Source organism: Micromonospora avicenniae, from assembly GCF_900156065.1.
Lineage (GTDB): Bacteria > Actinomycetota > Actinomycetes > Mycobacteriales > Micromonosporaceae > Micromonospora > Micromonospora avicenniae.
The window spans coordinates 575,491-601,722 of the sequence record NZ_FTNF01000001.1; the positions used below are offsets into that span (position 1 = coordinate 575,491).

The following is a 26,232-nucleotide window of genomic DNA, read 5'->3' on the forward strand; positions in this document are numbered from 1 at the left end:
CCACACAACGACCACCGCCGACCCGGGAGTGCAAAAAGGCGGGGCCCCGGCGGCTCTCGCCACCGGGGCCCCGCCCCTACTGCCGCTACCCGACGTTACGCCGCGTCGTCCGCGCCCGCGGTGGCCGCGCCACCGAGGTCCGCCGGCACGGCGTCCGGAACGATGTCCGGCTTGTCCGCGCCCCGGAAGACGAGCTTCGACTTGTCGATGTCGTTCGGGTCGCCCTCGCAGTCCACCACCACGATCTGACCCGGGGTCAGCTCGTTGAAGAGGATCCGCTCGGAGAGGTTGTCCTCGATGTCGCGCTGGATCGTGCGACGCAGCGGACGTGCACCGAGCACCGGGTCGAAGCCCTTCTTCGCCAGGTACTTCTTGGCGTTGTCGGTCAGCTCCAGACCCATGTCCTTGTTCTTCAGCTGCGTCTCGATCCGCTGGATCATGATGTCGACGATCGAGAGGATCTCCGACTCGCGCAGCTGGTGGAAGACGATGGTGTCGTCGATCCGGTTCAGGAACTCAGGCCGGAAGTGCTGCTTGAGCTCGTCGTTGACCTTCTGCTTCATCCGGTCGTAGTTGGAGTCGGAGTCCTCCGACGCCTGGAAGCCCAGCGACACCGCCTTGGCCACGTCACGCGTACCGAGGTTGGTGGTCAGGATGATGACCGTGTTCTTGAAGTCCACGATCCGGCCCTGACCGTCGGTGAGCCGGCCGTCCTCCAGGATCTGGAGCAGCGTGTTGAACACGTCCGGGTGGGCCTTCTCGATCTCGTCGAAGAGGACCACCGAGAACGGCCGACGCCGCACCTTCTCGGTCAGCTGCCCGCCCTCGTCGTAGCCGACGTAGCCGGGAGGGGCACCCACCAGCCGGGAGACCGTGTAGCGGTCGTGGAACTCGGACATGTCCAGCTGGATGAGGGCGTCCTCGCTGCCGAACAGGAACTCGGCCAGCGCCTTGGAGAGCTCGGTCTTACCGACGCCGGACGGACCGGCGAAGATGAACGAGCCCGACGGACGCTTCGGGTCCTTCAGGCCGGCGCGGGTACGCCGGATCGCCTTGGACACCGCCTTGACCGCGTCCTCCTGGCCGATGACGCGCTTGTGCAGCTCGTCCTCCATGCGCAGCAGGCGCGAGGTCTCCTCCTCGGTCAGCTTGTAGACCGGGATGCCGGTCCAGTTGCCGAGCACCTCGGCGATCTGCTCGTCGTCCACCTCACTGACGACGTCCAGGTCACCGGCCTTCCACTCCTTCTCCCGCTGCGCCTTCTGGCCAAGGAGCTGCTTCTCCTTGTCCCGCAGCTGGGCGGCCCGCTCGAAGTCCTGCGCGTCGATCGCGGACTCCTTGTCGCGGCGGACCTGGGCGATCCGCTCGTCGAAGTCGCGCAGGTCTGGCGGAGCGGTCATCCGGCGGATCCGCATCCGGGCGCCGGCCTCGTCGATCAGGTCGATCGCCTTGTCCGGCAGGAACCGGTCGGAGATGTAGCGGTCGGCCAGCGTCGCGGCAGCGACCAGAGCCGCGTCGGTGATCGACACGCGGTGGTGCGCCTCGTAGCGGTCCCGCAGCCCCTTGAGGATCTCGATGGTGTGGGCCAGCGAGGGCTCACCCACCTGGATCGGCTGGAAGCGACGCTCGAGAGCGGCGTCCTTCTCCAGGTGCTTGCGGTACTCGTCGAGGGTGGTGGCACCGATGGTCTGCAGCTCGCCGCGGGCCAGCATCGGCTTGAGGATGCTCGCCGCGTCGATCGCACCCTCGGCGGCACCCGCACCCACCAGGGTGTGGATCTCGTCGATGAAGAGGATGATGTCGCCGCGCGTGCGGATCTCCTTGAGCACCTTCTTGAGGCGCTCCTCGAAGTCACCGCGGTAGCGGGAACCGGCGACCAGCGCGCCGAGGTCGAGCGTGTAGAGCTGCTTGTCCTTCAGCGTCTCGGGCACCTCGCCCTTGATGATCTTCTGGGACAGCCCCTCCACCACGGCGGTCTTACCGACGCCGGGCTCACCGATCAGGACCGGGTTGTTCTTGGTACGGCGGGAGAGCACCTGCATGACCCGCTCGATTTCCTTCTCGCGCCCGATGACCGGGTCGAGCTTGCCCTCGCGGGCGGCCTGGGTCAGGTTACGGCCGAACTGGTCCAGCACGAGGCTGGTGGACGGCGCGGCCTCACCGGCGGCGGCGCCGGCGGCAGCAGGCTCCTTGCCCTGGTAGCCGGAGAGCAGCTGGATCACCTGCTGACGGACCCGGTTGAGGTCCGCACCGAGCTTGACCAGCACCTGGGCGGCGACGCCCTCACCCTCGCGGATCAGACCGAGCAGGATGTGCTCCGTGCCGATGTAGTTGTGGCCGAGCTGCAGCGCCTCGCGCAGCGACAGCTCCAGCACCTTCTTGGCCCGCGGCGTGAACGGAATGTGCCCGCTCGGCGCCTGCTGGCCCTGGCCGATGATCTCCTCGACCTGCTGCCGGACGCCCTCCAGCGAGATGCCCAGGCTCTCCAGAGCCTTGGCCGCGACGCCCTCGCCCTCGTGGATCAGGCCCAGCAGGATGTGTTCCGTACCGATGTAGTTGTGGTTGAGCATCCGGGCCTCTTCCTGGGCCAGGACGACAACCCGTCGCGCTCGGTCGGTGAACCGCTCGAACATGCCCTCGTGCTCCTCACGTGCCGTGCGCCTTGATGGTCAAAGATCTTGGCGGGGCCGGTGCGCGGACGTCCGGGACGGGCGTCCGTGCCTCATTACTCTATCGCCGCGGACCGACTCAGCTGAGGTCGTGTGTCTCCGGCAGCAGCCGCGTACGCGTCGTTTTGCACAACCGTGCGCGCTCAGGAGGTGTTCCGGTACCCCCAGCGCTACGCGTAGAGCGAAATTCTCACCGTCACTCGAACGAGCTGTCCGAGCCTTCTGGCGGGCCGGATCCGCGTCGGCGGCGGCCCCTCGACGGACCGCCGGCGGTCATCCACAGGCTGTGGACGAAAACTCCACCGGCTGTGGACAACGCCGCCCGACGGGGGTTTCTTCCCCACCGCGGTGGTCGTAGCCGAAGTAGATCAGCGCGCCGAGGAGCATCCAGGCCGCAGGAGGCGGCACCGGCACGACCCCGAACCATCGGGGCGCGGCCGAACCCGGTCGGCGAGCACTCCCGCAGGCGAGAGTCCGCGAGGATCACAACGCCCCCGATACCGGACGTAAAGGGACACGCGTCGTGCTCAGGGAGATTCCGAGCGACTGCCCCGCGTCTCGGTGCCCGGCTGCCAGGAAGCGCCCGCACGGGGCCGGAAATGCGGCGACGCCGGCCCGGAGAGTGCTCCGGCCCGGCGTCGTTCGCCGCTGTGGTCGACCCGGTCAGCGCCGGGCGTGGTACTCGTCGACGATCTCCTGGGGGATCCGGCCCCGGTCGGAGATGTCCTTCCCCGCCTTCTTGGCCCACTCCCGGATCGCCCGGTTCTGCTCCCGATCGGCGGTCGCGCCGCCCCGGCCGCGTGCCGCCCGGCCACCGACCACCACGCCGCCACGGCCGACCTTGGTGCCCGCTCCGACGTACGGCGCGAATACGTCACGCAATTTCTCGGCGTTCGCACTCGACAGGTCGATCTCGTACTGAACGCCATCCAACGCGAACTTGACCGTCTCGTCCGCGTCCCCGCCGTCCAGGTCATCGACCAGCTTGTGAATGATCTGCTTGGCCACGTCCCACATTCCTTTCGAGCAGGGTGCTCCTGCTAACTCAGAGCACAATAACCCGTACGACGCGCGCCGCGTCAATAGGATGCGGTATGACGCCCCGGCCGCGACCGGCGACTACTCGGGCCGGACCAAGGGGAACAGGATCGTTTCCCGAATTCCCAGCCCGGTGAGCGCCATCAAGAGACGATCGATTCCCATTCCCATACCGCCCGCCGGCGGCATTCCATACTCCATCGCCCGAAGAAAGTCCTCGTCGAGCCGCATCGCCTCGTCGTCGCCACGGGCAGCCAGCTGCGCCTGGGCCACCAGCCGCTCCCGCTGCACCACCGGGTCGACCAGCTCCGAGTACGCGGTGGCCAGCTCGAAGCCGAGCACGTAGAGGTCCCACTTCTCGGCCAGCCCCGGCTCGCTGCGGTGGGCCCGGGTGAGCGGGCTCGTCTCCACCGGGTAGTCCCGGATGAACGTGGGTTCCCGCAGACCTGGCACGACCAGTTCCTCGAACAGTTCCTCAGCGAGCTTGCCCGGCCCCCACTTCGGATCGACGGCCAGTCCCACCTTGTCGGCGTACTCCACGAGCCGGGCGCGCTCGGTGCGGACCGTCACTTCCTCGCCGAGCGCCTCGGAAAGCACCCCGAACAGCGTCACCGACCGCCACTCGCCGCCCAGGTCGAACTCCCGCCCATCGGCGTGGGTGACCACCGTCGAGCCGCTCACTGCGATCGCCGCCTGCTGCACGAGATTACGAGTCAGCTCGGCCATCGTGTCGTAGTCGCCGTACGCCTGGTAGGTCTCCAGCATCGCGAACTCCGGGGAGTGCGAAGAGTCGACACCCTCATTCCGGAAGTTGCGGTTGATCTCGAAGACCTGATCGACGCCACCGACCACGGCGCGCTTCAGAAACAGTTCCGGCGCGATTCGCAGATACAGATCGGTGTTCAACGCATTGCTGTGCGTCACGAATGGGCGCGCCGCGGCGCCACCGTGCAGCAACTGGAGCATCGGGGTCTCGACCTCGATGAAGCCCCGCCCGTGCAGGGAATCACGCAGGCTCCGGACGGCCGCGGCCCGGGTACGAACCATCTGCCGCGCCTGCGGGCGCACGATCAGGTCGACGTAGCGCTGCCGGACGCGGGCCTCCTCGGAGAGCGGCTTGTGCGCCACCGGCAGCGGACGCAGCGACTTGGCGGTGACCGCCCACTCGTCGACCAGCACGGAGAGCTCACCGCGGCGGCTGGTGATCACCTCGCCGGTGACCCCGACGTGGTCACCGAGGTCCACCAGGCGCTTCCAGTCCTCCAGCCGCTCCGGGCCGACCCGGTCCAGGGAGAGCATCGCCTGCAACTCGGTGCCGTCACCGTCACGAAGCGTCGCGAAGCAGAGCTTGCCGGTGTTCCGCACGAAGATCACTCGACCGGTGACGGATACCCGGTCGCCGGTCGCGGTGTCGGTCGGCAGCTCGGCGTAGCGCGCGCGCACCTCGGCGAGGGTGGCCGTACGGGGGTAGCCGACCGGGTACGGCTCGACACCGTCGGCGAGCATGCGGTCCCGCTTCTCCCGGCGGACCTTCATCTGCTCGGGAAGGTCGTCGGCGGGATCCACAGGTAGGGCGTTCTGCTCGGTCACGGCATGCTTCCTCGTCAGGAGATACAGGGGGTCACGCCCGAGCGTACTCAAGCCCCCAGTGGACCGTTACGGGATAACCTCCGCGCCATGGTTGATCACACTCAAGCCCTCTCCTTCGGGGCCGCCGCAGCCGAGTACGACCGCTTTCGGCCGCACTATCCGGAACCGGCGCTGCGCTGGGCCCTCGACGGCCTGACCGGGACGCCCGTCCGCGTCGTCGACCTCGGCGCCGGCACCGGCATCCTGACCAGGGGCGTACTGGCCCTCGGGCACGAGGTGACGCCGGTGGAACCCGATCCGGGCATGCGCGCCCAACTCGATGCGACCACCCCCGGCACGACGGCGCTCGCGGGCAGCGCCGAGGCCGTGCCGCTGCCCGACGGTGCGGCGGACGCGGTGCTGGTCGGGCAGGCGTACCACTGGTTCGACCGGGACCGAGCGCACGCCGAGATCGCCCGGCTGCTCCGCCCCGGCGGCACCTTCGCGCCGGTCTGGAACACCCGGGACGAACGGGTCGGCTGGGTTGCGGAGCTGGGCCGAATCGCCCACATGGGGGATAACGCCGGAAACGTGATCGAGAGGTACACCGACTTCGGCCCGGAGTTCCAGCCGATCGAGGTCGGCGAGTTCAGCCACAGCACCACGCTCACGCCGGACGACGTGGTCGCCCTGATCAGGACCCGCTCGTACTGGCTGACCGCGCCGGCCGAGGAGCGGCGGAAGGTGGAGCGGGAGCTGCGGGAACTCCTCGCCACCCATCCCGACCTGGCCGGCCGGGAGACGGTGGAGCTGCCGTACCGGACGATCGTGCTGCGGGCGCGGCGGCGCTGAGCCGGCCGATCACGTGTTGCGCTCGTAGATCATCCGCAGACCGATCAGCGTGATCATCGGCTCGTGGTGGGTGATGGTCCGACACTCGTCGATCACCAGTGAGGCGAGGCCGCCGGTGGCGATCACCGCCTTCACGTCGCCGAGCTCCTCGACCATCCGCTCGACGATCCGGTCCACCTGGCCGGCGAAGCCGAAGTAGAGGCCGGACTGCAGGCACTCGACGGTGTTCTTGCCGATCACCGACCGCGGCCGAGTCGCCTCAACCTTGCGCAACTGGGCCGCGCGTGCGGCGAGCGCGTCGAAGGAGATCTCGATGCCCGGGGCGAACGCACCACCGAGGAACTCACCGCGCTCGCTGATGACGTCGAAGTTGGTGGTGGTTCCGAAGTCGACCACGATCGACGGGCCGCCGTAGAGCGTGTACGCGGCCAGCGTGTTCACCACCCGGTCCGAGCCCACCTCCTTGGGGTTGTCGATCGCCAGCTGGACCCCGGTCCGCACCCCCGGCTCGACGATCACGCTGGGCAGCTTGTCGTAGTAGCGGGCGAGCATCGTACGCAGCGAGCGCAGCGCGGCCGGGACGGTGGAACAGGCGGCCACTCCGGTGATCTCGACGGCGTCGCCGGCGAGCAGGCCCCGGAACATCAGGCCCAGCTCGTCGGCGGTCGACCGGGCGTCCGTCTTGATCCGCCACGAATGCACCAGCTTGTCGCCGTCGAAGGTCGCCAGCACGGTGTTGGTGTTTCCGATGTCGATGCAGAGCAGCACGGACGAAGCCTAGACAACGCTCGTCCGCGCAGGGTGCGGAGCGGGTCGCGCTATGGCCCACGGCGACGCTTTGGAGCTGATGACGTAGACGATTCAGCGGGAGCCGGAGCACCCGCTCACTGCCGCACCTGCCACCCGGTCCTACCCCACCGCCCACCACCACACCGACGGTTCGCGTGGCGTTCGAAGCGGGGGACGGCGCCATGACGTAGACGACTCAGCTCCAAAGCAGCCGGACAGCACAACCGCCCCCGACCCCGCGCAGACACCGGGCGCGCGCGAGCGCCGTCGCGCCCTGTGGGCACGCGGCCCCGGGCGTCATTCGGTACGCAGATCCAGGGCGATGTCGAGGATCGGCGACGAGTGGGTCAACGCGCCGACCGAGAGGTAGTCGACTCCGGTCGCCCCGTACTCGGCCGCCACCGGCAGGGTCAGCCCGCCCGTCGCCTCCAGCTCCGCCCGGTCCCCCACCTGCGCGACCACCTCACGCAGCTGGGCCGGGGTCATGTTGTCCAACAGCAGGAAGTCGGCACCTGCCTCGACCGCCTCCACCGCCTCGGCGACGGTGTCCACCTCCACCTGCACCGGCACGTCCGGGAACGCCTCCCGGACCCGCCGGTAGGCGGCGGGGATCCCACCCGCGGCGAACTTGTGATTGTCCTTGATCATGGCAACGTCGTAGAGGCCGAGCCGCTTGTTGGTGCCACCGCCGGCGCGCACCGCGTACTTCTCCAGGGACCGCAGGCCCGGCGTGGTCTTCCGGGTGTCCAGCACCGTCGCCTTCGTGCCGGCCAACGCGTCGGCCCAGGCTCGGGTGTGGGTGGCCACTCCGGACATGCGGGAGAGCAGGTTGAGCGCCGTCCGCTCGGCGGTGAGCAGCAGCCGGGTGGGCCCGGTCACCGTCGCCAGCACGTCACCGCGGGCCACTCGCTGACCGTCGCGGGCCACCAGCGACACCTCGACCGTACGACCGGCGCCGGTCACCTCGCCGACCAGCTCGAAGACGGCAGCGGCCACGACCAGACCGGCCACGACGCCGTCCGCGCGAGCCACCAGGTCGGCGGTGTCGGTCTGCTCGGCCGGAATGGTCGCGACGCTGGTGACGTCGAGGAAGTCCGGCCCCAGGTCCTCGGTCAACGCGCCGACGATCAACCGGCGCACCTCGTCCGGGTCCAGGCCGCCGCCCCGCAACGCCTGCTCCGTCGACTCCCTCATCGCGTCCCCTCCCACTGCTGCGTCAACCGGCCGTGCGCACCGACCGCCTCGACGAGGTGACCCAGCCACCGGTCGTCGGCCGCCGGGAAGTCCTCCCGCCAGTGGCACCCGCGGGTCTCCTGCCGGGCGTACGCGGCGGCGACCAGCGTCGACGCCACCGTGAGCAGGTTCGTCGCCTCCCAGTCGGCCATCCGCGATCGTCCCCGCCCAGCGCCCAGTTCGGAGAGCACCCCGGCCGTCGTGACGAGCGTCTCCGCCGAGCGGAGCACCCCCGCACCCCGGGTCATGGCCCGCTGCAGCGCCGGCGTTCCCTCCGCCGGAACCACCCAGCCCTCACCGCCGACCCAGGCCCCGGTCTCCGCCGGCCGGGCCTGCTCGGGCAGCCCGGCGGCGATGTCCTCGGCGATCCGGCGGGAGAAGACCAGCCCCTCCAGCAGCGAGTTGCTGGCCAGCCGGTTCGCACCGTGCACACCCGTGCAGGCGACCTCGCCGCAGGCGTACAGGCCGGGGATGGAGGTGTGGCCGCGCAGATCGGTGCGTACCCCACCGGAGGCGTAGTGCGCGGCCGGCGCGACCGGGATCAGATCGGTGGCCGGGTCGACCCCGATGGCCAGGCAGGACGCCACGATGGTCGGGAAGCGCCGGGCCAGGAAGTCACCGCCGAGGTGCCGGGCGTCGAGGAAGACGTGGTCCGCTCCGGTGGCGAGCAGCACCCGGTGGATACCCTTCGCCACCACGTCCCGCGGCGCCAGCTCGGCGAGCTCGTGCTGGCCCACCATGAACCGCTTGCCGTCGCCGTCGACCAGGTACGCGCCCTCGCCGCGCAGCGCCTCCGACACCAGCGGCTGCTGGGCGCGACCGGCGCCGGGCACCCTCGCCTGCTCCGGCACGATCAGGGCCGTCGGATGGAACTGGACGAACTCGACGTCGGTCACCGCAGCGCCGGCGCGCATCGCCAACGCCACGCCGTCGCCCGTGGAGACCGCCGGATTCGTGGTGGCCGCGAAGATCTGCCCCATGCCGCCGGTGGCCAGCACCACGGCCCGCGCCAGGATGGCGCCGACCCCGTCCTCGCTACCCTCGCCGAGCACGTGCAGGGTCACCCCGCACGCCCGGCCGAGCCCGCCGGGACCGTCGCCCGGGGCCCGCAGCAGGTCCAGCACGAGAGCGTGCTCGACCAGCCGGATCCAAGGATCGCGGCGTACGGCGGCGTGCAGCGCCCGTTGCACCTCGGCGCCGGTCGCGTCACCACCGGCGTGCACGATCCGGTCGGCCCGGTGCCCGCCCTCCCGGGTGAGCATCAGCGAGCCGTCCGGGTTCCGGTCGAACTCGGCGCCGATCCGCATCAGCTCACGTAGCCGGATCGGCCCCTCCTCCACCAGCACGCGGACCGCGGCCGGGTCGCAGAGGCCCACCCCCGCGATCTCGGTGTCCGAGGCGTGCGCGGCCGGGGTGTCCGCCGGGTCGAGGACCGCGGCGATGCCGCCCTGCGCCCACCGGGTCGAGCCGTCGTCGATGTTGACCTTGGTGACGACGGTGACGTGCAGGCCCGCCTCCCGCAGGTGCAGCGCCGCGGTGAGTCCGGCCACGCCCGAGCCGACCACGACCACGTCGGTGGTCTCCACCCAGCCCGGAGCGGGCGCGGCCAGCAGCCTCGGCAGGGCCGGCAGGTCGACGGTCGGAAGCTCCATGGACACAGTCAACCCCGAACGAGGCTCGGGAGAGGCGGCGGGGGCGGGACGAGTGGTTTGGGCTACCCCGTCCGTACCCGCGGTCAGCTGGTGCGGACGGGCAGACCGGCCGGGCCGGCGCCCCTGAGCGAGCCGGTCACCGTACGGTGGCTGAGCCAGAGGTAGCAGCGCACCCCCCGGTCGCCGACCCGCCACCGTCCCTCGCCCGGCGGGCGGACCACCACGCCGCTGCGGAACCGCAGCTCGGCGTCGTCGGGTACACCGACGAACCGGCCGAGCACCGAGCGGCACCCGGCGTAGAGGGGCAGCCAGTCCGCCTGTCGCGTCGGGTACGCGCCCTCCGGCGCCCGCCACACCCCGACGAACTCCGCGTCGTGGCGGGTGACGCAGTCGACCGGCACCAACCCCTGCACGCCCGCACCCTTGCCGCCCCGGGCCTGCTGGCAGCCCAGCCGCAGCGGATACGGGCCCTTCAGCGCGTCGCGGAGGCTGCCCGTACGGGTCACCACGGTCGCGGCGGCCTCGACAGTGGTCAGCTCGGAGAGGTCGCACCGGTACCACCGGGAGCCGGCCGCCCAGCCCACCCCGGAGGGCACGGCCACGGAGAGTCTCAGTCGGCCGGCCCGCCAGTCGTCGCCCACGTACCCACTGGCCCGGGTGTCGCAGTCGGCGAAGGCGCCCCGCATGTCGGCGGAGCTGCCCGACGGCGGCGTCGGCGACGCCACCGGGAACGTGCCCACGTGCACGGTCTCCACCCGATGCGGCTCGGCGCAGTCGATCGGCTGGTACGCCGCCAGGGTCACCACATCGGTGAAGTCGGCCGCCTGGCACATCCCGACGGCCGGGGTGAACGCCGCTGCGGGCGGCAGGGCGGGCCAGTCGTCGGTGAGATCGCCGTCGCCGTCACCTGTCCCGCAGCCTCCCAGCAGGACCGCCGCGGTGGCGACCGCGGACAGGACGGTCATCGAACGGCGCATCGCGGCCTCCCCCAGGCACCGCCCGCCTCCCGGCAGGTGCGACAAGGGTAACCAGGAATGACCTTTCGGTGACAGACCGCATCGGCCGCCCGAACCGGTCGGGACGGCCCGCCTGCGGAACGGTCAGACCACGGCGTACGGGTTCGGGACCGGGTCGCCGGCGGTGCCGGGGACGGCGGTCGACGGATCGGCCGTCAGGTCCACGATCCGGTTGTCCGCGTCCACGTGCACCACCCGCGGCCGGTAGGTCCGCGCCTCGGCGTCGTCCATCTGCCCGTACGAGATGAGGATGACCAGGTCACCGGGGTGCACCAGGTGCGCCGCCGCGCCGTTGATGCCGATCACGCCGCTGCCCCGCTCGCCCGGGATCACGTACGTCTCCAGCCGGGCTCCGTTGGTGATGTCCACGATCGCCACCTGCTCACCCGGGAGCAGGTCGGCGGCGTCGAGCAGATCCTCGTCCACCGTGACCGAGCCGACGTAGTGCAGGTCCGCCTGGGTGACCGTAGCGCGGTGGATCTTCGACTTGAGCATGGTTCGCAGCATCGGGGTGGGCCTTTCGCGGAGCAGGGGGTTCAAGAACGGGGGGCGAGACGGATCGGCATGTTGTCGATCAGGCGAGTGCTGCCGACCCAGGCGGCGATGAGCAGCCGTGCCGGGCCGTCCACCGGCCCCGGCTCCAGGTCCGGGTCGGTCAGCACCAGGTAGTCCAGCTGCGCGCCGGGGGTACCGGCGCCGAACGCCTGGTGCGCGGCGCTGAGCACCACGCCCGCGTCCCGCCCCTGCTCGGCGGCCTCGGCACCGGCACGCAGCGCGCCGGACAGGCTCAGCGCGGCGGCCCGCTCGGGCTCCGAGAGGTACCGGTTGCGGCTGGAGAGCGCGAGCCCGTCCGGTTCCCGTACGGTCGGCACGCCGAGCACCTGCACCGGCACGCCCAGATCGCGGACCATCCGCCGGATCAGGGTCAGCTGCTGGTAGTCCTTCTCGCCGAAGAAGGCCAGGTCGGGCCGGGTGAGCTGGAACAGCTTCAGCACCACGGTGAGTACCCCGTGGAAGAAGCCGGGGCGGCTCTGCCCCTCCAACTCCGCACCGAGGCTGCCCGGGTCGACCCGGACCCGGGGCTCACCGCCCGGGTAGATCTCCTCCCGGCTCGGTGCGAAGACCACGTCCGCCCCGGCTCGCCGGCAGACCTCCAGATCGGCGGCGAGCGTACGCGGATAGCGGTCGAAGTCCTCGTTCGGGCCGAACTGCAGCGGGTTCACGAAGATCGTCACCAGCACGTGGTCGGCCTGCTCCCGGGCCGCGCGCAGCAGCGTCTCGTGCCCCTCGTGCAGGGCACCCATGGTCATCACCACGCCGACCGTGCCGGTCAGCCCGGCGCGCGCCTTCGCGAGCTCCTCGCGGGTCGTCACCAGTTCCATGCGGCGGCCACCTCCCGGATCCTCGTCAGCGTGCACACGCCCCCCGCCATTCCCCGGACCGTCACCTGGCCACCTGCCCCTGGGTGTCGGCGAGCACACCGAGCAGCGACGCCGCGTCGGCCGGGGCCAGCCGGCCGCTGGCGATGGCCCGGTCAGCGGTACGCCGAGCCAGGGCCAGGTAAGGGGCCACCGACTCGGGCGCGGTGGCGGCGAGTCGGGCGAGATGCCGCTCGACGGTGCCGGCGTCGCCGCGGGAGACCGGACCGGTCAGCGCTTCGTCGCCGTAGTGCAGGGCGTTCTCCAGGGCGGCCCGCAGCAGCGGGGCGAGCACCTTCTCCGGCTGGGTCACCCCGGCGTCACGTAGCCGGTCGGCCGCCTCGTTGACCAGGGTCACCAGATGGTTGGCGCCGTGCGCCAGGGCCGCGTGGTAGAGCGGGCGGTCCGTCTCCCCGACCCACTCCGGCACACCACCGAGATCGGCGACCAGCCGTGCCGCCAGCGGCCGAAGGTCGGTGGGAGCGGTCACCCCGTACGAGATGCCGGCGAGCCGGCCGAGGTCCTCCGGCGTACCGGTGAAGGTCATCGCCGGGTGCAGGGCGAGCGGCCGGGCACCGACCGCGGCGGCCGGGTCGAGCACGGCCAGCCCGTGCGCACCCGAGGTGTGCGCGACCACCTGCCCGGGGTGGAGCAGGCCACCGTCGGCCAGGGTGGCGACCACGCACGCGAGCGAGTCGTCCGGCACCGCGATCAGCAGCAGGTCGGTGGCGGCTCGGGCCACCTCGGCGGCGGAGCCGGGTGCCACGCCGGGCAGCAGCGCGAGCCGGTTGCGGTTCACCCCGGACCCGCCGGTGGCGGCGACCACCCGGTGCCCGGCGGCGGAGAGTGCGGCGCCCAGGACGGCGCCGACGCGGCCGGCGCCGATGACGCCGACGGTGAGGCTGCGCGGAAAGACGCCCGGACGGGCGGAGCCCACGGTGGCGGCGGCCTGCCTGGGGGCGGCCGGGCGTGGGCGCAGCGGTGCGCTCATGGCGATGATCCAGTCCTCGAGTGGGGTACCGGTCGATCGCAAGTATGCGCCCGGGCGACGGTATCGAAACCCCTGATGTGAAAACCTTCACCACCCCGGGCCGGCCTGTCGGGCGGGACCTGCCACGGCGGGGACGAGGCGCCGTCTCATGCCAGGTGACCGTAGGGTCGGCACGGTGACGGGCCCTGACCGAGGAACGAACTGATGCCGATCCGCTGGCGCGACGCGATGGACCGGGCGCTCTACGGCCCGGGCGGCTTCTTCGTCTCCGGGTCCGGCCCCGTCGACCACTTCCGGACCTCGGTGCACGCGTCCCCGGCGTTCGCCACCGCACTGCTCCGGGTCGTCGAACAGGTCGACGCGGCGCTCAACCACCCGGACCGGTTGGACGTGGTCGACGTGGGTGCCGGTCGCGGAGAGCTGCTACGGGCTCTCGCGGGGTTGGCCGCCGGGTCCGGTTCGAGGGGGCGTGCCGGGTCCGCTCCGGCGGCGGGTGCCGGGTCGGGGGTTTCCGGGGAGCCCACCCGCTCCGGGCGGTCAGGCTTGATCCCTCCGCGGGTGGGCTCCCCGGAAACCCTGACTTCCGCGGCCGCCGTCCGTCCCGCGCCGCCACAATCCGGATCCGGATCCGGGGCACGGCCCGCCGAGCCGGCATCCTCCGCCGTGGTTCCGCTGGCCGAGCGGGTACGGTTCACCGCCGTCGAACTCGCGCCTCGCCCCGAAGACCTCCCTCCGGAGATCAACTGGGTCGACCGGATCCCGGCCGGGATCACCGGGCTGCTCCTGGCCACCGAGTGGCTGGACAACGTGCCGCTGGACATCGCCGTGCACGGGTCCGGCGGGTGGCGGTATCTGCTGGTCGATCCCGCCTCGGGTGCAGAGCTTGTGGGTGGCCCGGTCGGTCCGGAGGACGCCGAATGGCTGGCGACGTGGTGGCCGGTACCCGGCGACGTCGCCGACGAGGTGGGCTTGCTGCCGGGAACCCTTACGGACGGTCCAGGAACGACCGGGTCGGGTTTCCGGGCAGCCCGGCCGGCGGAGGGATCAAGCCTGACCGCCCGGAACCGGTCGGGCTGCCCGGAAACCCCCACGGCGACCAGCGCCGAACCGAGCGAGTCGGGCTGCCCGGAAACCCCCACGGCGACCAGCGCCGAACCGAGCGAATCGGACTGCCCTGACGCCGCCACGGGCGCGAGGGCCGAGATCGGACGGACCAGGGACGAAGCCTGGGCAGAGGCGGTGCGCCACGTCGACCGGGGGCTGGCGTTGGCCGTGGACTACGGACACCTGACGGCGGAGCGGCCGGTGGGCGGGACGCTGACCGGCTACCGGGGCGGGCGACAGGTGACACCGGTGCCGGACGGATCCTGCGACGTCACCGCGCACGTCGCCATGGACTCCGTCGCCTCCGCCGGTGAGCGGGTCGCGCGGTGCGCGTACTCCTTGTCGTCGCAGCGGGAGGCGCTGCGCGCGCTCGGGGCCGACGGCGGCCGACCGCCGCTGACGTTGGCCGCCACCGACCCGGCCGGGTACGTGCGGGCGCTCGCCGCGGCGTCCACGGTGGCCGAGCTGACCGACCCGGCCGGCCTGGGCGGGCATCGGTGGCTGTGGCAACCGGTCGACGTGGCGTTCGACCCGGGCGTGGCACGATGACGGGCATGACCACCGACGCCGGGGACCTCCGCGAGCTGACCGTCGGCACCGGGGCCGGCCTGGTGGCGGGCACCGGCGGTGAGCAGCTCGGCACCGACATGGTGCTCAACATCGGCCCGCAGCACCCGTCCACCCACGGTGTGCTGCGGCTGAAGCTGGTGCTCGACGGTGAGCGGGTGGTGTCGGCCGAGCCGATCGTCGGCTACATGCACCGGGGCGCGGAGAAGCTCTTCGAGGTACGCGACTACCGGCAGATCATCGTGCTGGCCAACCGGCACGACTGGCTGTCGGCGTTCTCCAACGAGCTGGGCGTGGTGCTCGCGGTCGAACGGTTGATGGGGCTCGAGGTGCCCGAGCGGGCGACCTGGCTGCGGATGGCCCTCGCCGAACTGAACCGGGTGCTGAACCACCTGATGTTCCTCGGCTCCTACCCGCTGGAGATCGGCGCGATCACGCCGATGTTCTACGCCTTCCGCGAGCGGGAGACGCTCCAGGCGGTGATGGAGGAGGTCTCCGGCGGCCGGATCCACTACATGTTCAACCGGGTCGGCGGGCTGAAGGAGGAAGTGCCGTCCGGCTGGACCGGCCGGGCGCGGGCCGCGATCGGCGAGGTACGCCGGCGTCTGCCCGACCTGGACCACCTGATCCGGCGCAACGAGATCTTCCTGGCCCGTACCGTCGGTGTCGGAGTGCTCTCCAGGGAGGACGCCGCGGCGTTCGGGGCGTCCGGCCCGGTCGCCCGCGCCTCCGGCCTCGACCTGGACCTACGTCGGGACGAGCCCTACCTCGCGTACGACGAGTTGGACGTCCCGGTGGTGACCAAGACCGCCGGGGACTGCCATGCCCGGTTCGAGGTTCTGCTCGACCAGGTGTACGTCTCGCTCGACCTCGCCGAGCAATGCCTGGACCGGGTCGACCGGCTCACCGGACCGGTGAACACGCGGCTGCCGAAGGTGGTCAAGGCCCCCGAGGGGCACACGTACGCGTGGACCGAGAACCCGCTCGGCATCAACGGCTACTACCTGGTCTCGCGGGGCGAGAAGACGCCGTGGCGGCTCAAGCTGCGCACCGCGTCGTACGCCAACGTGCAGGCGCTCGCGACGCTGCTGCCGGGCTGCCTGGTGCCGGACCTGATCGCGATCCTCGGCTCGATGTTCTTCGTGGTCGGCGACATCGACAAGTAGGTCGGGCCGGGCGGCGCCGGTCAGCGCCAGCGGGAACCGCCGCCACGGGGTCCGTCGTCGCGGGGCGGGTAGTCGTACGCGTCGTCGTCGACCCGCGCGCGGCGGCCGACCCGCTCCGGCTCGGCGTCGACCGGCCCGCGCTGGCGCGGCGGGCGCCACTCGTCGGGCACGGGCACCCCGCCGGCGGGCAGCGCCCGCTCCTCCGGCTCGACCCAGTTGCCCCGGCGGCCCTCGTCGTACCCGCGTTGCGGCTCGTCCCGGCGGACCGCCGCCCAGCGGTCGGCGACCCGGTACTCACTGCCGGTCGCGTCCGCGTGCACCTCGGCCCGCCGCTCGCCCATCCGCACCTCCCGGCCCCGGTCGTCGTCCCGGACCGACGCCCAGCGGTCACCGGCGCGCATCTGCGACCAGTACTGTCCGGCGTCGTCGACCTGCGCCGGCCGGTCCGGCTCCGCCCGGTCCCACTGGTCGTCCGGGGCCGACCAGCCCCGCTCGTCCCGCCGGCCGGCGCGCGGATCGTCCCAACCGGTCTCGCCGCGTGGACCGCCCGCACCTGCCCACGGGTGCTCGTCATCGGACCGGGAGCGCTCGTCCGAGCCGCCGTACCCGGACCAGGACCGCTCCTGCGGGCGGTGCTCCTCGGGGGTGCCCCACTGTCGCTCGTCGGCCGGCGGCGACCAGCCGCCCGAGTAACCGCCGCCGTAACGCCCGCCGGGCGACTCCGCCGGGCCACCGTCCACGATCGTGTGCCGGGTGGTCACGTGCACCGTCTCGGTGTGCCGGACCACGCCCATCTGCCGGGGCTCCGGCCGGCCGTCCTGCTCACCCGGGCGGGGCCCGGCTCCATAGACGCCGGCCGCGGCGGCACCCGTACGCTCCCCGCCGTACCCGGCGGCACCCGTACGCTCCCCGGCGGATCCGGCTCGCGCGCCGTAGGTGCTGGGGGCCGGCCACTCCGGCTCGGGGTTCGGAAGGTCGGTGCCGTGCCGGCCCGACGCCGAACGGGGGGCCGGCTCCTCGTCGTCCGCCCACCGGGACCGGCTCTCCTCCCGGGGCGCCCGAGCCCGGCCGGCCGGCACATCCTCCTCCGGCTCGGCGACCGGCACCCGCGCCCGACCTGACCCGACCGGCTCCTCGGCACCGCCGACAGCGGCACCGCCGACCGCGGCACCGGCGAGGGCGGCACCGGTGGCTTCGAGCCTCCGGTGCACCGCGGCCACCGCCTCCTGAGCCCGCTGGGCCTGGTCGAGGGCCTGGTTGCCGCGCTGGGCGGCGGCGACGATCTCGCCACGCAACTCACGGCGGAGCTGGTCCATCTCGTCGAAGACCTCCGCCAGGCGGTCCTGACCGCTCTCACCGTCGGATCGAAGCGCGATCGACAGGCCGATCAGCACCACGGCCACGATCGCGAGCACCGCCGCGAAACGCAGCGGCCCGTTGCCGTCGGCGACCAGCAGGATCAGCGCTGCCACCGGCGCCAGTCCCACGCCGATCCAGAACAGGGTCGTCAGGAGGGAGCGGCTGCGCATGGCTTCGGGGGCCGGCATGGCTGTGCAGCCTACCGAGAGCCGGCTTCAGGTGGGAACGGGCCCGGGACTCCGCACCCGTCACCGCGGCGGGCCCGGAAAAAGTGCCGGCCCGACCGGCCGAAGCCGATCGGGCCGGCCCGATGGACAGGTCAGCTGGTGGCCAACGCCGCGTCCGAGGAGAGGACGAGGCCCACGCTGGCGCTGCCGGTCTTCAGGGCGTTCTTGGTCTGCGGGCCACCGGCGTCCAGCGAGCTGAAGGAGCCCGCCTGGAAGTTGTAGACCTGGACCAGGCCGGCCTGGCAGGTGACCCGCTGCGGGCACTCCGGCGGACCGGCCAGCACCGTCGCCTGACCGGAGCACTTGCCGGCCAGCTCGGAGAGGGTACGGACGCCGTACTTGTCGGAGAACGCCTTGGTGACCGCGAAGGCGTTCTGGTCCTGGGCTGCCGACGGCTTGCCGAAGGTGATGCCCACCTTGTCGCCGGCCGCCCGCAGCGCGGTCACGGTCTTGTCGAGGTCCGGCGAGGCGACCGGCTTGGCGCCTGACCCGTTGGCCTTGGTGTTGAGGAACTCGGCCATGCTCGCGGCGTACTCCGGGACGACCTGGATCTCGCCCTTCTCCAGGGCGGGCTCGTAGAGCTCCCGGCTGCCGATCTGCTGCACGCGGACCTGGTAGCCGGCGGCGGTGAGCGCGATCCGGTAGAGCTCCGCGAGCGTCTCGCTCTCGCTGAAGTTGGCGGCGCCGACCACGAGCTGGCCGCCCGGGCCCTTGGCGATACCCGCGGTGAGGTTGTTCGCCGAGGCGAACTCCTCCGCCGCCGTCTTCGGGGTCTTCCGGTCGACGTCGACCGCCTTGTTGAGCTGGACGAGCTTCGGCGTGTCCAGCGCGCCCGAGACCTTGTCGAGCGCGGCGAGCAGCTGCGGGTTCGCCGCGTCGGCGTTGACGGCCGGGATGACGTTGTCGCTGTTCTGCTGCTTCTTGTCGTCGGCGAGGACCATCAGCTGGTCACCCGCGACGGGGGCGCAGCCCGCGCCGCTCGCCTGCTGCTCCGGGGTGTCGGTGCCGGACGAGCCGGCGCCACCGCAGCCGCTCAGGAGCCCGGCCGCGGTGAGAGCCGCGGCCGCGCCGACGGCCAGTCGAATACGTGCGTGCATGTACTGCCCGCCTTCCGTGTCCCGGCGCGACCCTTCCGGGCCGGCCGCGTGTCCGACGGGCGATCGTTCCGATGCCCGCGATTCCACCCAACATCCTCCGGCCGGGTACGACAACCGGACGGGACGTTCGTCACCTGATCGTCACCGCCGGGCCGGCGCCGGGCGGCATCCGGGCGTTCGGCGGCGTGAGTCACGCCACAGAAGATTGGTTGGCCCCTACGGTCGCCGGGTACGGCTCGCCCGCGGTACGGCGCCTCGTCGTCCGCCCTTCGTCGGGTGCGGGTGGGTCAGCCGCCAGCCACCGCGTCGGCGGCGCGGCGGTTCGCGCCACGGCGGGCGGCGCGAACCGCACGCGGCGTGACGGCCCGCTCGACCAGGGCCAGCACCACCTCGACCAACATGGCGAGCGCGGCCACCAGCACGCCCCCGGCGAGGATCTGGCCGCCACCGGCGGCGATGTCCAGCCCGAACCCGGCACGGATGATCTGGCCAAGCCCGCCGCCGTTGACGAACGAGGCGAGCGCCGCGGTGGCCACCACCTGCACGGCGGCGGTCCGGAACCCGGCCGCCAGGTACGGCACGGCGAGCGGCAGCTCCACCTGCCGCAGCACCTGCCAGCCGGAGAGTCCCATGCCGCGTGCGGCGTCCCGCGCCTCCGGATCGGCCTGCCGCACCCCCGTGTACGCGTTGGCCAGCAGCGGCGGCAGAGCGAAGACCGCCAACGCGACAATCACCGACGGCCGGCCGAACCCGAGGAAGGTCAGCGGCAGGATGGTGAGCAGGGCAAGCGTGGGGATGGCGAGGGTCACGTTGGCCACCAGCACGACCAGGCCGCCGGCGCGCCCGGTGTGACCGAGCCAGAGCCCGATCGGCCAGGCCACCAGGCAGCCCAGCGCGACGGCGGCGGCGGAGAGGATCAGGTGCTCGCCGAGCCGGTCCAGCACCCCGCCCGGGTTGGTCCAGTTCAGCGGGTCGTTGAGCCAGACGATCGCCTGCTCGATGACACTCATGACGATCTCCGGGTGAGCCACGGGGTGAGCAGTCGGCCGAGCCCGGCGAGGATCAGGTCCAGCACCAGGGCGAGGAGGACGCAGAGCAGCGTCCCGGCCATGATCTGCGCCTTGTAGAAGTTGTTCTGGAAGCCTGCGAAGATCACCTGTCCGAGTCCGCCGCGACCCACGACCACGCCGACGGTGACCAGCGCCACGGTCGAGACGGTGGCCAGCCGGAGACCGGTGAGGATGCCCGGTAGGGCGAGCGGCAGCTCGATCCGGAACAGCCGCCCCCACCTGCCGTAACCCATGCCTTCGGCCGCCTCGCGGACCTCGGGCGGCACCTGGGTCAACCCGGCGACCGTGTTACGCACGATCACGAGCAGGGCGTAGAGCACCACCACGGTGAGTACGGTTACCGTGCCGATGCCCAGGTAGGGCGCGATGAACGCGAACAAGGCCAGCGACGGGATCGTGTAGAGCACCCCGGTGAAGGCGAGGATCGGACCGGCGAGCGGACGGAACCAGTACGCCACCACGGCCAGCGGTACGGCGATCAGGGCGGCGATCAGCACGGCCCGGGCGGTCAGCGAGGCATGGTCTCGCAGCGCCGCGACGAGCGTGTCAGAGTTGTCCCGCAGGTACTGCCAGGAGAACCAGGGATTGCCCGGGTCGGCCCGGTAGCTCAGGCGGAAGGACATACGTGGACGTTACCCCGGAGACCTCCGGCGCCGGCGGGCGCGCGACCGTCGGTGAGCAGCGCGCGGCGTCGATCACCTTGGAGGGCGTCCGCAAACGCTACCCGGACGGGACCGAAGCCGTACGCGGGCTGAGCCTCGAGGTCGGTGCCGGCGAGCTGGTGGTGCTCATCGGTCCGTCCGGCAGCGGCAAGTCGACAGTGCTGCGGATGATCAACCGGATGATCGAGCCCACCGGGGGCCGGACCCTCCTCGGTGACGAGGACGTCACCCGGGTCGACCCGGTGCGGCTGCGCCGCCGGATCGGCTACGTCATCCAGAACGTCGGGCTCTTCCCGCACCAGACGGTACGGGCGAACGTCGCGACCGTCCCGAAGCTGCTCGGCTGGCCCCGGGACCAGATCCGGAGCCGGGTCGACGAACTGCTGGAGCTGATCGGCCTCGACCCGGGGACGTTCGGGGGCCGGTACCCGCACGAGCTCTCCGGCGGGCAGCGCCAGCGGGTCGGGGTGGCCAGGGCGCTCGCCGCCGACCCGGTGGTGCTGCTGATGGACGAGCCGTTCTCCGCCGTCGACCCGGTCGCCCGGACCCGGCTGCAGGAGGAGTTCCTCCGGCTGCAGGCCGAGGTGCGCAAGACGATCGTGCTGGTCACCCACGACCTCGACGAAGCGGTCCGGCTCGGCGACCGGATCGCGGTGCTCTCCGAGGGCGGCCACCTGGAGCAGTACGACCCACCGGCGGCGCTGCTCGGCACGCCCGCCACCCCGTTCGTACGCGAGTTCGTCGGCGCCGACCGGGGCATCCGCCGGCTGGTGGTCACCCCGCTGCGTCGGGAGGCGCTGGAGCCGGTGCCCACCGACGCGGCACCGGACGCGCCGGCCGTGCCACTGGACGGCTCGGCGTACGACGCGCTCGCGGCGCTGCTCACCTCGGCGGCGGAGCGGGTGCTGGTCACCGACGAGGGACGCCCCGTCGGCTCGCTGGACCGCCGACGCCTGTTCGACCTGGCCCGCCCGCAGTAGGCAGGGCCCCTCCGGCCCGGCCCGATCGACCCCCGGGCCGGTCCCGGGGGCGGTCGTCAGGCGCGGCCGCCCAGGCTGGCCGTGCCGATGATCCAACCGGTGAGGAAGCCGTAACCGGCTCCGGCCGAGGCGGCCTGCAACGCGCCGAGCATCGACGGCCCCGGCCCGAGGAACGTCGCGAGCAGGCCCGCGAGACCGCCGGCCAGCACGAACGCCGCCCAGCCGGAGAAGAACTGGCTGAACCCGCCGGGTACCCGGGCCACCTGCGAGGCCGGAAGCACGTAGAGCAGAGCCGCCGCGAGGATCACCAGCAGGATCGCTCGCAGGTCTGCCGCGAGCACCCCGCCGGCCCGGTCCCCGGCGTCGATCCGCCACGCCGGCCAGGCGAGCACTCGCAGGTACCAGCCGGCCGCCGAGTTCGGGTCGGTGTGATTCCCGGCCCAGCCGACGTACGCCGGACTGCCGGCGACGGCGACGAGCACGAGCACGGCGAGCGCGCCGGTGCCGGCCGCCGTGCCGTACCGGCTCAGCGTGCCGGTCCGGTTGGTGAACGCCATGATGCTGTCCGTTCCCGGCCTGCGTGTACCGCTCCCGTCAGTGCTTCATCAGGTAGTCGATGAAGGCGGCCCGCAGCAGGGGCTCCGACTCCTCGTCGCCGTGACCGGTCAGCTGACGGAAGAGCGCGGCGGCCTCGTCGACTGTCGGCCCGACGGAATTCGGGGCGCCGTCGAGCACGGTGGCCTCGTCCGCGTTCGGCAGGTGGCGCAGCACCGACCAGAAGAAGCCGACATCGAGCCGCTCCCGGGCGCGCGCGAACGACCGCTCCCGCAGTTCCTCGGTGGGGAGTGCGTCCAGCTCCTCGAAGGAGTGACCGCCGGTGGGGGTGGCTGGTGTCTCGCTCATGTCGCCGAGCCTAACCGCCGAGATCACCTCCGGCTCGTCGGACGTGGCCCCAGCTCACCGGGCATCGTCCCACCGCCGGGGTTCGCTCTCCCAGTGTGGCGACCGCCACGGGTCCATCGGCGAGTCCGTGGCGGGTGTCGGCAGGGCCGGCGGCCAGTTCTCCACCGGGCCGGGCACCGTCCAACCCGAGCTGATCGTGCCGTCGCCGGCCGGCTCCGGGGTCTCCACGGTGGCCGATCCGGGGCGGCCGTACCGCTCGATCAGCCGAGTGATCAGCAGCCCGACGCCCAGTGCCACCCCGCCGACCGCCCACCGGCTCACCGTCCAGCCACGCGTCTCGGCGTACGCGAGGAACGCCGACACCAGGCCGACCGCGAATACGGTGCCGAAGATCCCGCCGCGACGACCGTACGCGCTGGTGCCGGCGAGCAGTGCCACGCCGACGGCGAGCACCGTCCAGTCCAGGCCGGTGGCGGGGACCACCGATGCGGCGTCGTTGGCCGCGACCAGCACCCCGGCCAGCATGGCGAGCAGGGTCGAGCCGACCAACGCGCTGGCGGTGACGAACGCGGCGGCCGCCCCACGACGACGCGCCGGATCGGCGACCGGGCGGAACCGGCCGACGAGCCGGCGGACTGCCCGGATAGCGCCGAAGAAGCCACCGAGGACGGCGACCGCGGCGAACCCGGCGACCAGGTAGTACGCATGACGGCGCGGGTCGTAGTCGCCCTGCACGAGCACCGGCGTCGAGCGGCGCTCGATGTACACGATCACTCCCGCCGCCGCGGCGAGGCTCGCCGCCCAGCCCGGCACGTGCAGCACCACCACGGCCAGCGCGATCAGCAGACCACCGATCGCGGCGACCACGGCGGCCGGGGCCACGGCGGCCACCAGGCCCCGGTCGCTCTGCTCGGCGAAGTGCAGTCCGGCGGCGACCGCGACCGGCCCGATGGCGAGGTTCACCGCGGCGGTACGCAGGCTCAGCCCGGCGGCGAGGACGAGCAGCCCGAGGGCGGCCACGTCGACCAGCAGCGACTTCAGCCCGGCACCGCGCAGGACGGCCGGATCCTCGCGCCAGAGCAGCCAGGCGCAGCCGACCAGCCCGATCAGCAGCACGATCTCCCAGCCGATGTGCACGCCCACGCGGTCCCGGCCGGGTTCACCGTGGAACGGGTCGTCGAAGACGTTCTCCAGCACGGCGGCGGGCACTCCGGACGAGGGCTCGACTGGCGCGTCCCGGCCCGGTTCGTCGTACCCCATGACGCCGCCTCCCCCTGGCCGGTCGTCCTGGTCCGACGCTCGGGCGGACCGGCGGCGGCCATTGCTGCCCGGTCGGAGGCACCGTACCCGCGTGGCGAGCCGCACGTAACCCCCCGACCACTGCGGAGACGGGTCAGCGCTGGCCGGGCCGGCTCTCCCGGTCGTCGGGCTCCCGCTCGTCCTCGGGTCGTTCCGGCACCCGGCAGGAGCGCTCCAGCCACAGTGCGGCGGCCACCAGGGCGAGCGAGGCGACCAGCCCGCCGGCCGCGGGCGCCCGGTCCTCGGTGGCCGCGCGGGTGGACTCGACGAAGAGCCAGGCGGTCAGCCCCGCGTAGAAGCCGGCGAAGATGGCACCCGCCAGCGACGACGCCTTGGCCAGCACCACGAACCGGGCGACCATCAGCGCGTTGACCGGCTCCCGGCCCGGCCGCCGCTCGATGCGGCCCCGGGTGTTGATCGCGGCGTACCCCTCGAGCACGGCGAGCACGGCGAGCGTGACCACCGGCAGCCAGGGCAGCCGAGGTACGCCGTTGTAGTAGAAGGTGCTGATCAGTAACCAGGCCGCCGCGGCGGCGGCCAGACCGGCCACCACGAGGGTGGAGATCCGGGTGGGGCCCATCCGCCCCGGGCCGCCCGGCGGCGGGGACTGCGGCTGCGTCATGCCGACCGGCTCCGCTGGGTCATGCCGTCGACTCTAACGCCAGATCCGGGCGCGGGCGCAGTTCCAGCGCGTCGGCGGCGGCCTCGCCGGTGTTCAGCACCTCGGCGATCGGACCGTGACCGGGCAGCCGGCCGTACGGCTCGAGGTCGAGCCACGGCCGCAGCACGAACGCCCGCAGGTGGGCGCGGGGGTGCGGCAGGGTCAGCTCGGGGTCGTCGGCGAGGACCGGTTGGCCGTCGTCGCCCCAGACCGCGATGACGTCGACGTCGAGGGTGCGCGGCCCGAAGCGCCGCTGCGGGTCACGGACACGGCCGGCCGCGCGTTCCGCGGCGCGGGCCCGCTCCAGCCAGTCGTACGGGCCCGCGGTCGGATCCTCGGCGAGCAGCACCGCGTTGAAGTACGTGGGCTGGTCCGGGTCTCCCCACGGTGGAGTCTCGTACACCCCGGAGACCCGGAGTACCGCGTCGCCGAGCGCGGCGACCGCGGAGCGCAGGTGGGCGAGTCGGTCACCGAGGTTGCTGCCGAGGGAGAGGACCGCGCGCGTCATCGCCCGCTCCTGCGGGTCATGGTGACGGCGACGTCGGTGAACACGTGCGGCACCGGCGCCTCCGGCTTGTGCACCGTCACCGTCGCGCTGCCCACGCGAGGATCGGCCAGGCACACGTCGAGCAGCCGGTCGGCGAGCGTCTCGATCAGGTCGACCGGGTCGCCGGTCACGACGGCGACCAGCCGATCGGCGAGTTCGCCGTAGTGGACGGTGTCCGCGACGTCGTCCGAGCGAGCGGCCGGGCCGAGATCGAGTTCCAGCACCACGTCGACGACGAAGTCCTGCCCCTGTTCGCGCTCGAAGTCGTACACCCCGTGCCGGCCGCGTGCCCGCAGACCGGTCAGCGTGATCCGGTCGCTCACCGGCTGCCCTCCCCTTCGGTGGCGGATCCGGTCGCCGCGGCGACCGGAGTGACCAGACGCGGGCTGCCGGTGGCCCGCCAGACGGCGAGCGCGTCCACGGTGGCGCGTACGTCGTGCACGCGTACGCCCCAGGCGCCGGCCGCCACGGCGAGCACGCTGGTGGCGACGGTGGCCGCCTCGCGGTCGCCGGGCGGGCGCGGGGTTCCGTCCGGGCCGGCGAGCAGCCGGCCGAGGTAGGACTTGCGGCTGGCCCCGAAGAGCAACGGGTAGCCGAGGTCGAGCAGCTCGGGCAGGCGCGCGCTGAGCCGCCAGTTGTGTTCGGCGGTCTTGGCGAAGCCGAGCCCCGGGTCGACGATGATCCGGTCGGCGGCCACCCCCGCCCGCAGCGCCGCGTCGATCCGCTGGGACAGCTCGGCCCGGACGTCGGCGACCACGTCGGTGTAGTCGGCCAGCTCACGCATGCCCCGCGAGTGCCCGCGCCAGTGCATCAGCACCCACGGGCAGCCCGCGTCCCGGACCACCCGGGCCATGTCCGGGTCGGCCAGTCCGCCGGAGACGTCGTTGACCACGGCCGCGCCGGCGGTCAGGGCCGCCTCGGCGACGCGGGCGCGGGTGGTGTCGATGCTGACCGGCACGCCCGCCGCGGCCAGCTCGCGGATGACGGGCAGCACGCGGGCCGCCTCGGTCTCCGCGTCGATCCGGTCGGCGCCCGGCCGGGTGGACTCGCCGCCCACGTCGATGAGGTGCGCCCCGTCGGCGTGCAGTCGGACGCCATGTCCGACGGCCGCGTCGAGGTCGGCGTACCGTCCGCCGTCGGAGAAGGAGTCGGGCGTGACGTTGAGGACGCCCATCACAACGGGGGCCGGGGCCCGCACCAGATCGGTCACGACTAGACCGTACCGGTCGTCGGCGGGGCCTCCGCCGGCCCGGGGCAGCCCCGCACAGCGGCCCTGACATGCTCATTGAAACAGGTGTACGATCGGTCGTCCGGGTCGTATCGGGCAGGCTCTTCGCGGCTTGTCGCATTCCGGGGCGGCCCG

General features: G+C 72.6%; 25 protein-coding genes. 4 read left to right on the forward strand and 21 right to left on the reverse strand.

Annotated elements, in window-relative coordinates:
* Positions 1-95: 95 nt before the first annotated feature.
* From BXA10_RS02735 to lysS, 3 genes are all read right to left on the reverse strand, one after another.
* The gene (locus BXA10_RS02735) at positions 96-2,633 is read right to left on the reverse strand and encodes an ATP-dependent Clp protease ATP-binding subunit (RefSeq protein ID WP_076467086.1); all 2,538 of its coding nucleotides are present in this window, start codon (positions 2,631-2,633) and stop codon (positions 96-98) included.
* Positions 2,634-3,332: 699 nt separating this feature from the next.
* Positions 3,333-3,677, reverse strand: coding sequence for a histone-like nucleoid-structuring protein Lsr2 (locus BXA10_RS02740; protein WP_165947327.1), 345 nt, complete (start codon positions 3,675-3,677; stop codon positions 3,333-3,335).
* A 111-nt stretch (positions 3,678-3,788) separates the two neighbouring features.
* Positions 3,789-5,297 (reverse strand): lysine--tRNA ligase, encoded by a 1,509-nt coding sequence (lysS, locus tag BXA10_RS02745; protein ID WP_076467089.1) that lies wholly within the window; start codon positions 5,295-5,297, stop codon positions 3,789-3,791.
* A gap of 87 nt (positions 5,298-5,384) precedes the next feature.
* Between lysS and BXA10_RS02750 the strand changes: the two genes are divergently transcribed.
* Positions 5,385-6,128: a class I SAM-dependent methyltransferase gene (locus tag BXA10_RS02750; protein WP_076467091.1), complete on the forward strand. Its 744-nt coding sequence runs from the start codon at positions 5,385-5,387 to the stop codon at positions 6,126-6,128.
* Positions 6,129-6,137: 9 nt separating this feature from the next.
* Here BXA10_RS02750 and BXA10_RS02755 read toward each other — a convergent pair whose 3' ends face one another.
* The 7 genes from BXA10_RS02755 to BXA10_RS02785 form a co-directional block, all read right to left on the reverse strand.
* Positions 6,138-6,896, reverse strand: coding sequence for a type III pantothenate kinase (locus tag BXA10_RS02755; RefSeq protein ID WP_076467093.1), 759 nt, complete (start codon positions 6,894-6,896; stop codon positions 6,138-6,140).
* 318 nt (positions 6,897-7,214) lie between these two features.
* Positions 7,215-8,111, reverse strand: a complete 897-nt coding sequence (nadC, locus tag BXA10_RS02760) for a carboxylating nicotinate-nucleotide diphosphorylase (protein WP_076467391.1) — start codon at positions 8,109-8,111, stop codon at positions 7,215-7,217.
* Positions 8,108-9,802 carry an L-aspartate oxidase gene (locus tag BXA10_RS02765; RefSeq protein ID WP_076467095.1) on the reverse strand — a complete coding sequence of 565 codons (1,695 nt, stop codon included), beginning with the start codon at positions 9,800-9,802 and terminating at the stop codon, positions 8,108-8,110. The genes nadC and BXA10_RS02765 overlap by 4 nt, the downstream gene beginning before the upstream one ends.
* 83 nt (positions 9,803-9,885) lie before the next feature.
* Positions 9,886-10,779 carry a septum formation family protein gene (locus BXA10_RS02770; protein WP_076467097.1) on the reverse strand — a complete coding sequence of 298 codons (894 nt, stop codon included), beginning with the start codon at positions 10,777-10,779 and terminating at the stop codon, positions 9,886-9,888.
* Between the two features lie 123 nt (positions 10,780-10,902).
* Positions 10,903-11,325, reverse strand: a complete 423-nt coding sequence (panD, locus tag BXA10_RS02775; protein WP_076467099.1) for an aspartate 1-decarboxylase — start codon at positions 11,323-11,325, stop codon at positions 10,903-10,905.
* A 29-nt stretch (positions 11,326-11,354) separates the two neighbouring features.
* Positions 11,355-12,200 carry a pantoate--beta-alanine ligase gene (gene panC, locus BXA10_RS02780; RefSeq protein WP_076467101.1) on the reverse strand — a complete coding sequence of 282 codons (846 nt, stop codon included), beginning with the start codon at positions 12,198-12,200 and terminating at the stop codon, positions 11,355-11,357.
* Positions 12,201-12,261: 61 nt separating this feature from the next.
* Positions 12,262-13,227 (reverse strand): Rossmann-like and DUF2520 domain-containing protein, encoded by a 966-nt coding sequence (locus BXA10_RS02785; protein ID WP_076467394.1) that lies wholly within the window; start codon positions 13,225-13,227, stop codon positions 12,262-12,264.
* A gap of 663 nt (positions 13,228-13,890) precedes the next feature.
* On the opposite strand from BXA10_RS02785, the gene BXA10_RS02790 reads away from it, so the two are divergent.
* Both BXA10_RS02790 and BXA10_RS02795 read left to right on the forward strand, forming a co-directional pair.
* Positions 13,891-14,880 (forward strand): SAM-dependent methyltransferase, encoded by a 990-nt coding sequence (locus BXA10_RS02790; protein ID WP_084752168.1) that lies wholly within the window; start codon positions 13,891-13,893, stop codon positions 14,878-14,880.
* On the forward strand, positions 14,877-16,064 hold the full coding sequence (locus tag BXA10_RS02795; protein WP_175649084.1) for an NADH-quinone oxidoreductase subunit D: 1,188 nt from the start codon (positions 14,877-14,879) through the stop codon (positions 16,062-16,064). The genes BXA10_RS02790 and BXA10_RS02795 overlap by 4 nt, the downstream gene beginning before the upstream one ends.
* Before the next feature lie 20 nt (positions 16,065-16,084).
* On the opposite strand, the gene BXA10_RS02800 is transcribed toward BXA10_RS02795, so the two are convergent.
* The 4 genes from BXA10_RS02800 to BXA10_RS02815 form a co-directional block, all read right to left on the reverse strand.
* Positions 16,085-17,611 carry a hypothetical protein gene (locus tag BXA10_RS02800; protein ID WP_084752137.1) on the reverse strand — a complete coding sequence of 509 codons (1,527 nt, stop codon included), beginning with the start codon at positions 17,609-17,611 and terminating at the stop codon, positions 16,085-16,087.
* A 131-nt stretch (positions 17,612-17,742) separates the two neighbouring features.
* Positions 17,743-18,747, reverse strand: coding sequence for a glycine betaine ABC transporter substrate-binding protein (locus BXA10_RS02805; protein WP_076467107.1), 1,005 nt, complete (start codon positions 18,745-18,747; stop codon positions 17,743-17,745).
* Positions 18,748-19,034: 287 nt separating this feature from the next.
* Complete coding sequence (locus tag BXA10_RS02810; protein ID WP_076467399.1) at positions 19,035-19,757, reverse strand: ABC transporter permease; 723 nt, start codon at positions 19,755-19,757, stop codon at positions 19,035-19,037.
* The gene (locus tag BXA10_RS02815) at positions 19,754-20,440 is read right to left on the reverse strand and encodes an ABC transporter permease (RefSeq protein WP_076467109.1); all 687 of its coding nucleotides are present in this window, start codon (positions 20,438-20,440) and stop codon (positions 19,754-19,756) included. The genes BXA10_RS02810 and BXA10_RS02815 overlap by 4 nt, the downstream gene beginning before the upstream one ends.
* Positions 20,441-20,442: 2 nt before the next feature.
* On the opposite strand from BXA10_RS02815, the gene BXA10_RS02820 reads away from it, so the two are divergent.
* Complete coding sequence (locus BXA10_RS02820) at positions 20,443-21,459, forward strand: ABC transporter ATP-binding protein (protein ID WP_076467111.1); 1,017 nt, start codon at positions 20,443-20,445, stop codon at positions 21,457-21,459.
* Between the two features lie 56 nt (positions 21,460-21,515).
* On the opposite strand, the gene BXA10_RS02825 is transcribed toward BXA10_RS02820, so the two are convergent.
* From BXA10_RS02825 to folP, 7 genes are all read right to left on the reverse strand, one after another.
* A complete protein-coding gene (locus BXA10_RS02825) occupies positions 21,516-22,016 on the reverse strand; it encodes a hypothetical protein (protein WP_076467113.1) in 501 nt (166 codons plus the stop codon).
* Positions 22,017-22,053: 37 nt separating this feature from the next.
* On the reverse strand, positions 22,054-22,362 hold the full coding sequence (locus tag BXA10_RS02830; protein ID WP_076467114.1) for a hypothetical protein: 309 nt from the start codon (positions 22,360-22,362) through the stop codon (positions 22,054-22,056).
* A 54-nt stretch (positions 22,363-22,416) separates the two neighbouring features.
* Complete coding sequence (locus BXA10_RS02835) at positions 22,417-23,622, reverse strand: ABC transporter permease (RefSeq protein ID WP_076467116.1); 1,206 nt, start codon at positions 23,620-23,622, stop codon at positions 22,417-22,419.
* Positions 23,623-23,755: 133 nt separating this feature from the next.
* Positions 23,756-24,283 carry a DUF3180 domain-containing protein gene (locus BXA10_RS02840; protein ID WP_076467118.1) on the reverse strand — a complete coding sequence of 176 codons (528 nt, stop codon included), beginning with the start codon at positions 24,281-24,283 and terminating at the stop codon, positions 23,756-23,758.
* 19 nt (positions 24,284-24,302) lie between these two features.
* Positions 24,303-24,830 (reverse strand): 2-amino-4-hydroxy-6-hydroxymethyldihydropteridine diphosphokinase, encoded by a 528-nt coding sequence (folK, locus tag BXA10_RS02845; RefSeq protein WP_076467120.1) that lies wholly within the window; start codon positions 24,828-24,830, stop codon positions 24,303-24,305.
* Positions 24,827-25,192, reverse strand: a complete 366-nt coding sequence (gene folB, locus BXA10_RS02850) for a dihydroneopterin aldolase (protein ID WP_076467122.1) — start codon at positions 25,190-25,192, stop codon at positions 24,827-24,829. Before folB ends, folK begins: the two co-directional genes overlap by 4 nt.
* On the reverse strand, positions 25,189-26,079 hold the full coding sequence (folP, locus tag BXA10_RS02855) for a dihydropteroate synthase (RefSeq protein ID WP_076467124.1): 891 nt from the start codon (positions 26,077-26,079) through the stop codon (positions 25,189-25,191). Before folP ends, folB begins: the two co-directional genes overlap by 4 nt.
* Positions 26,080-26,232: the final 153 nt, after the last annotated feature.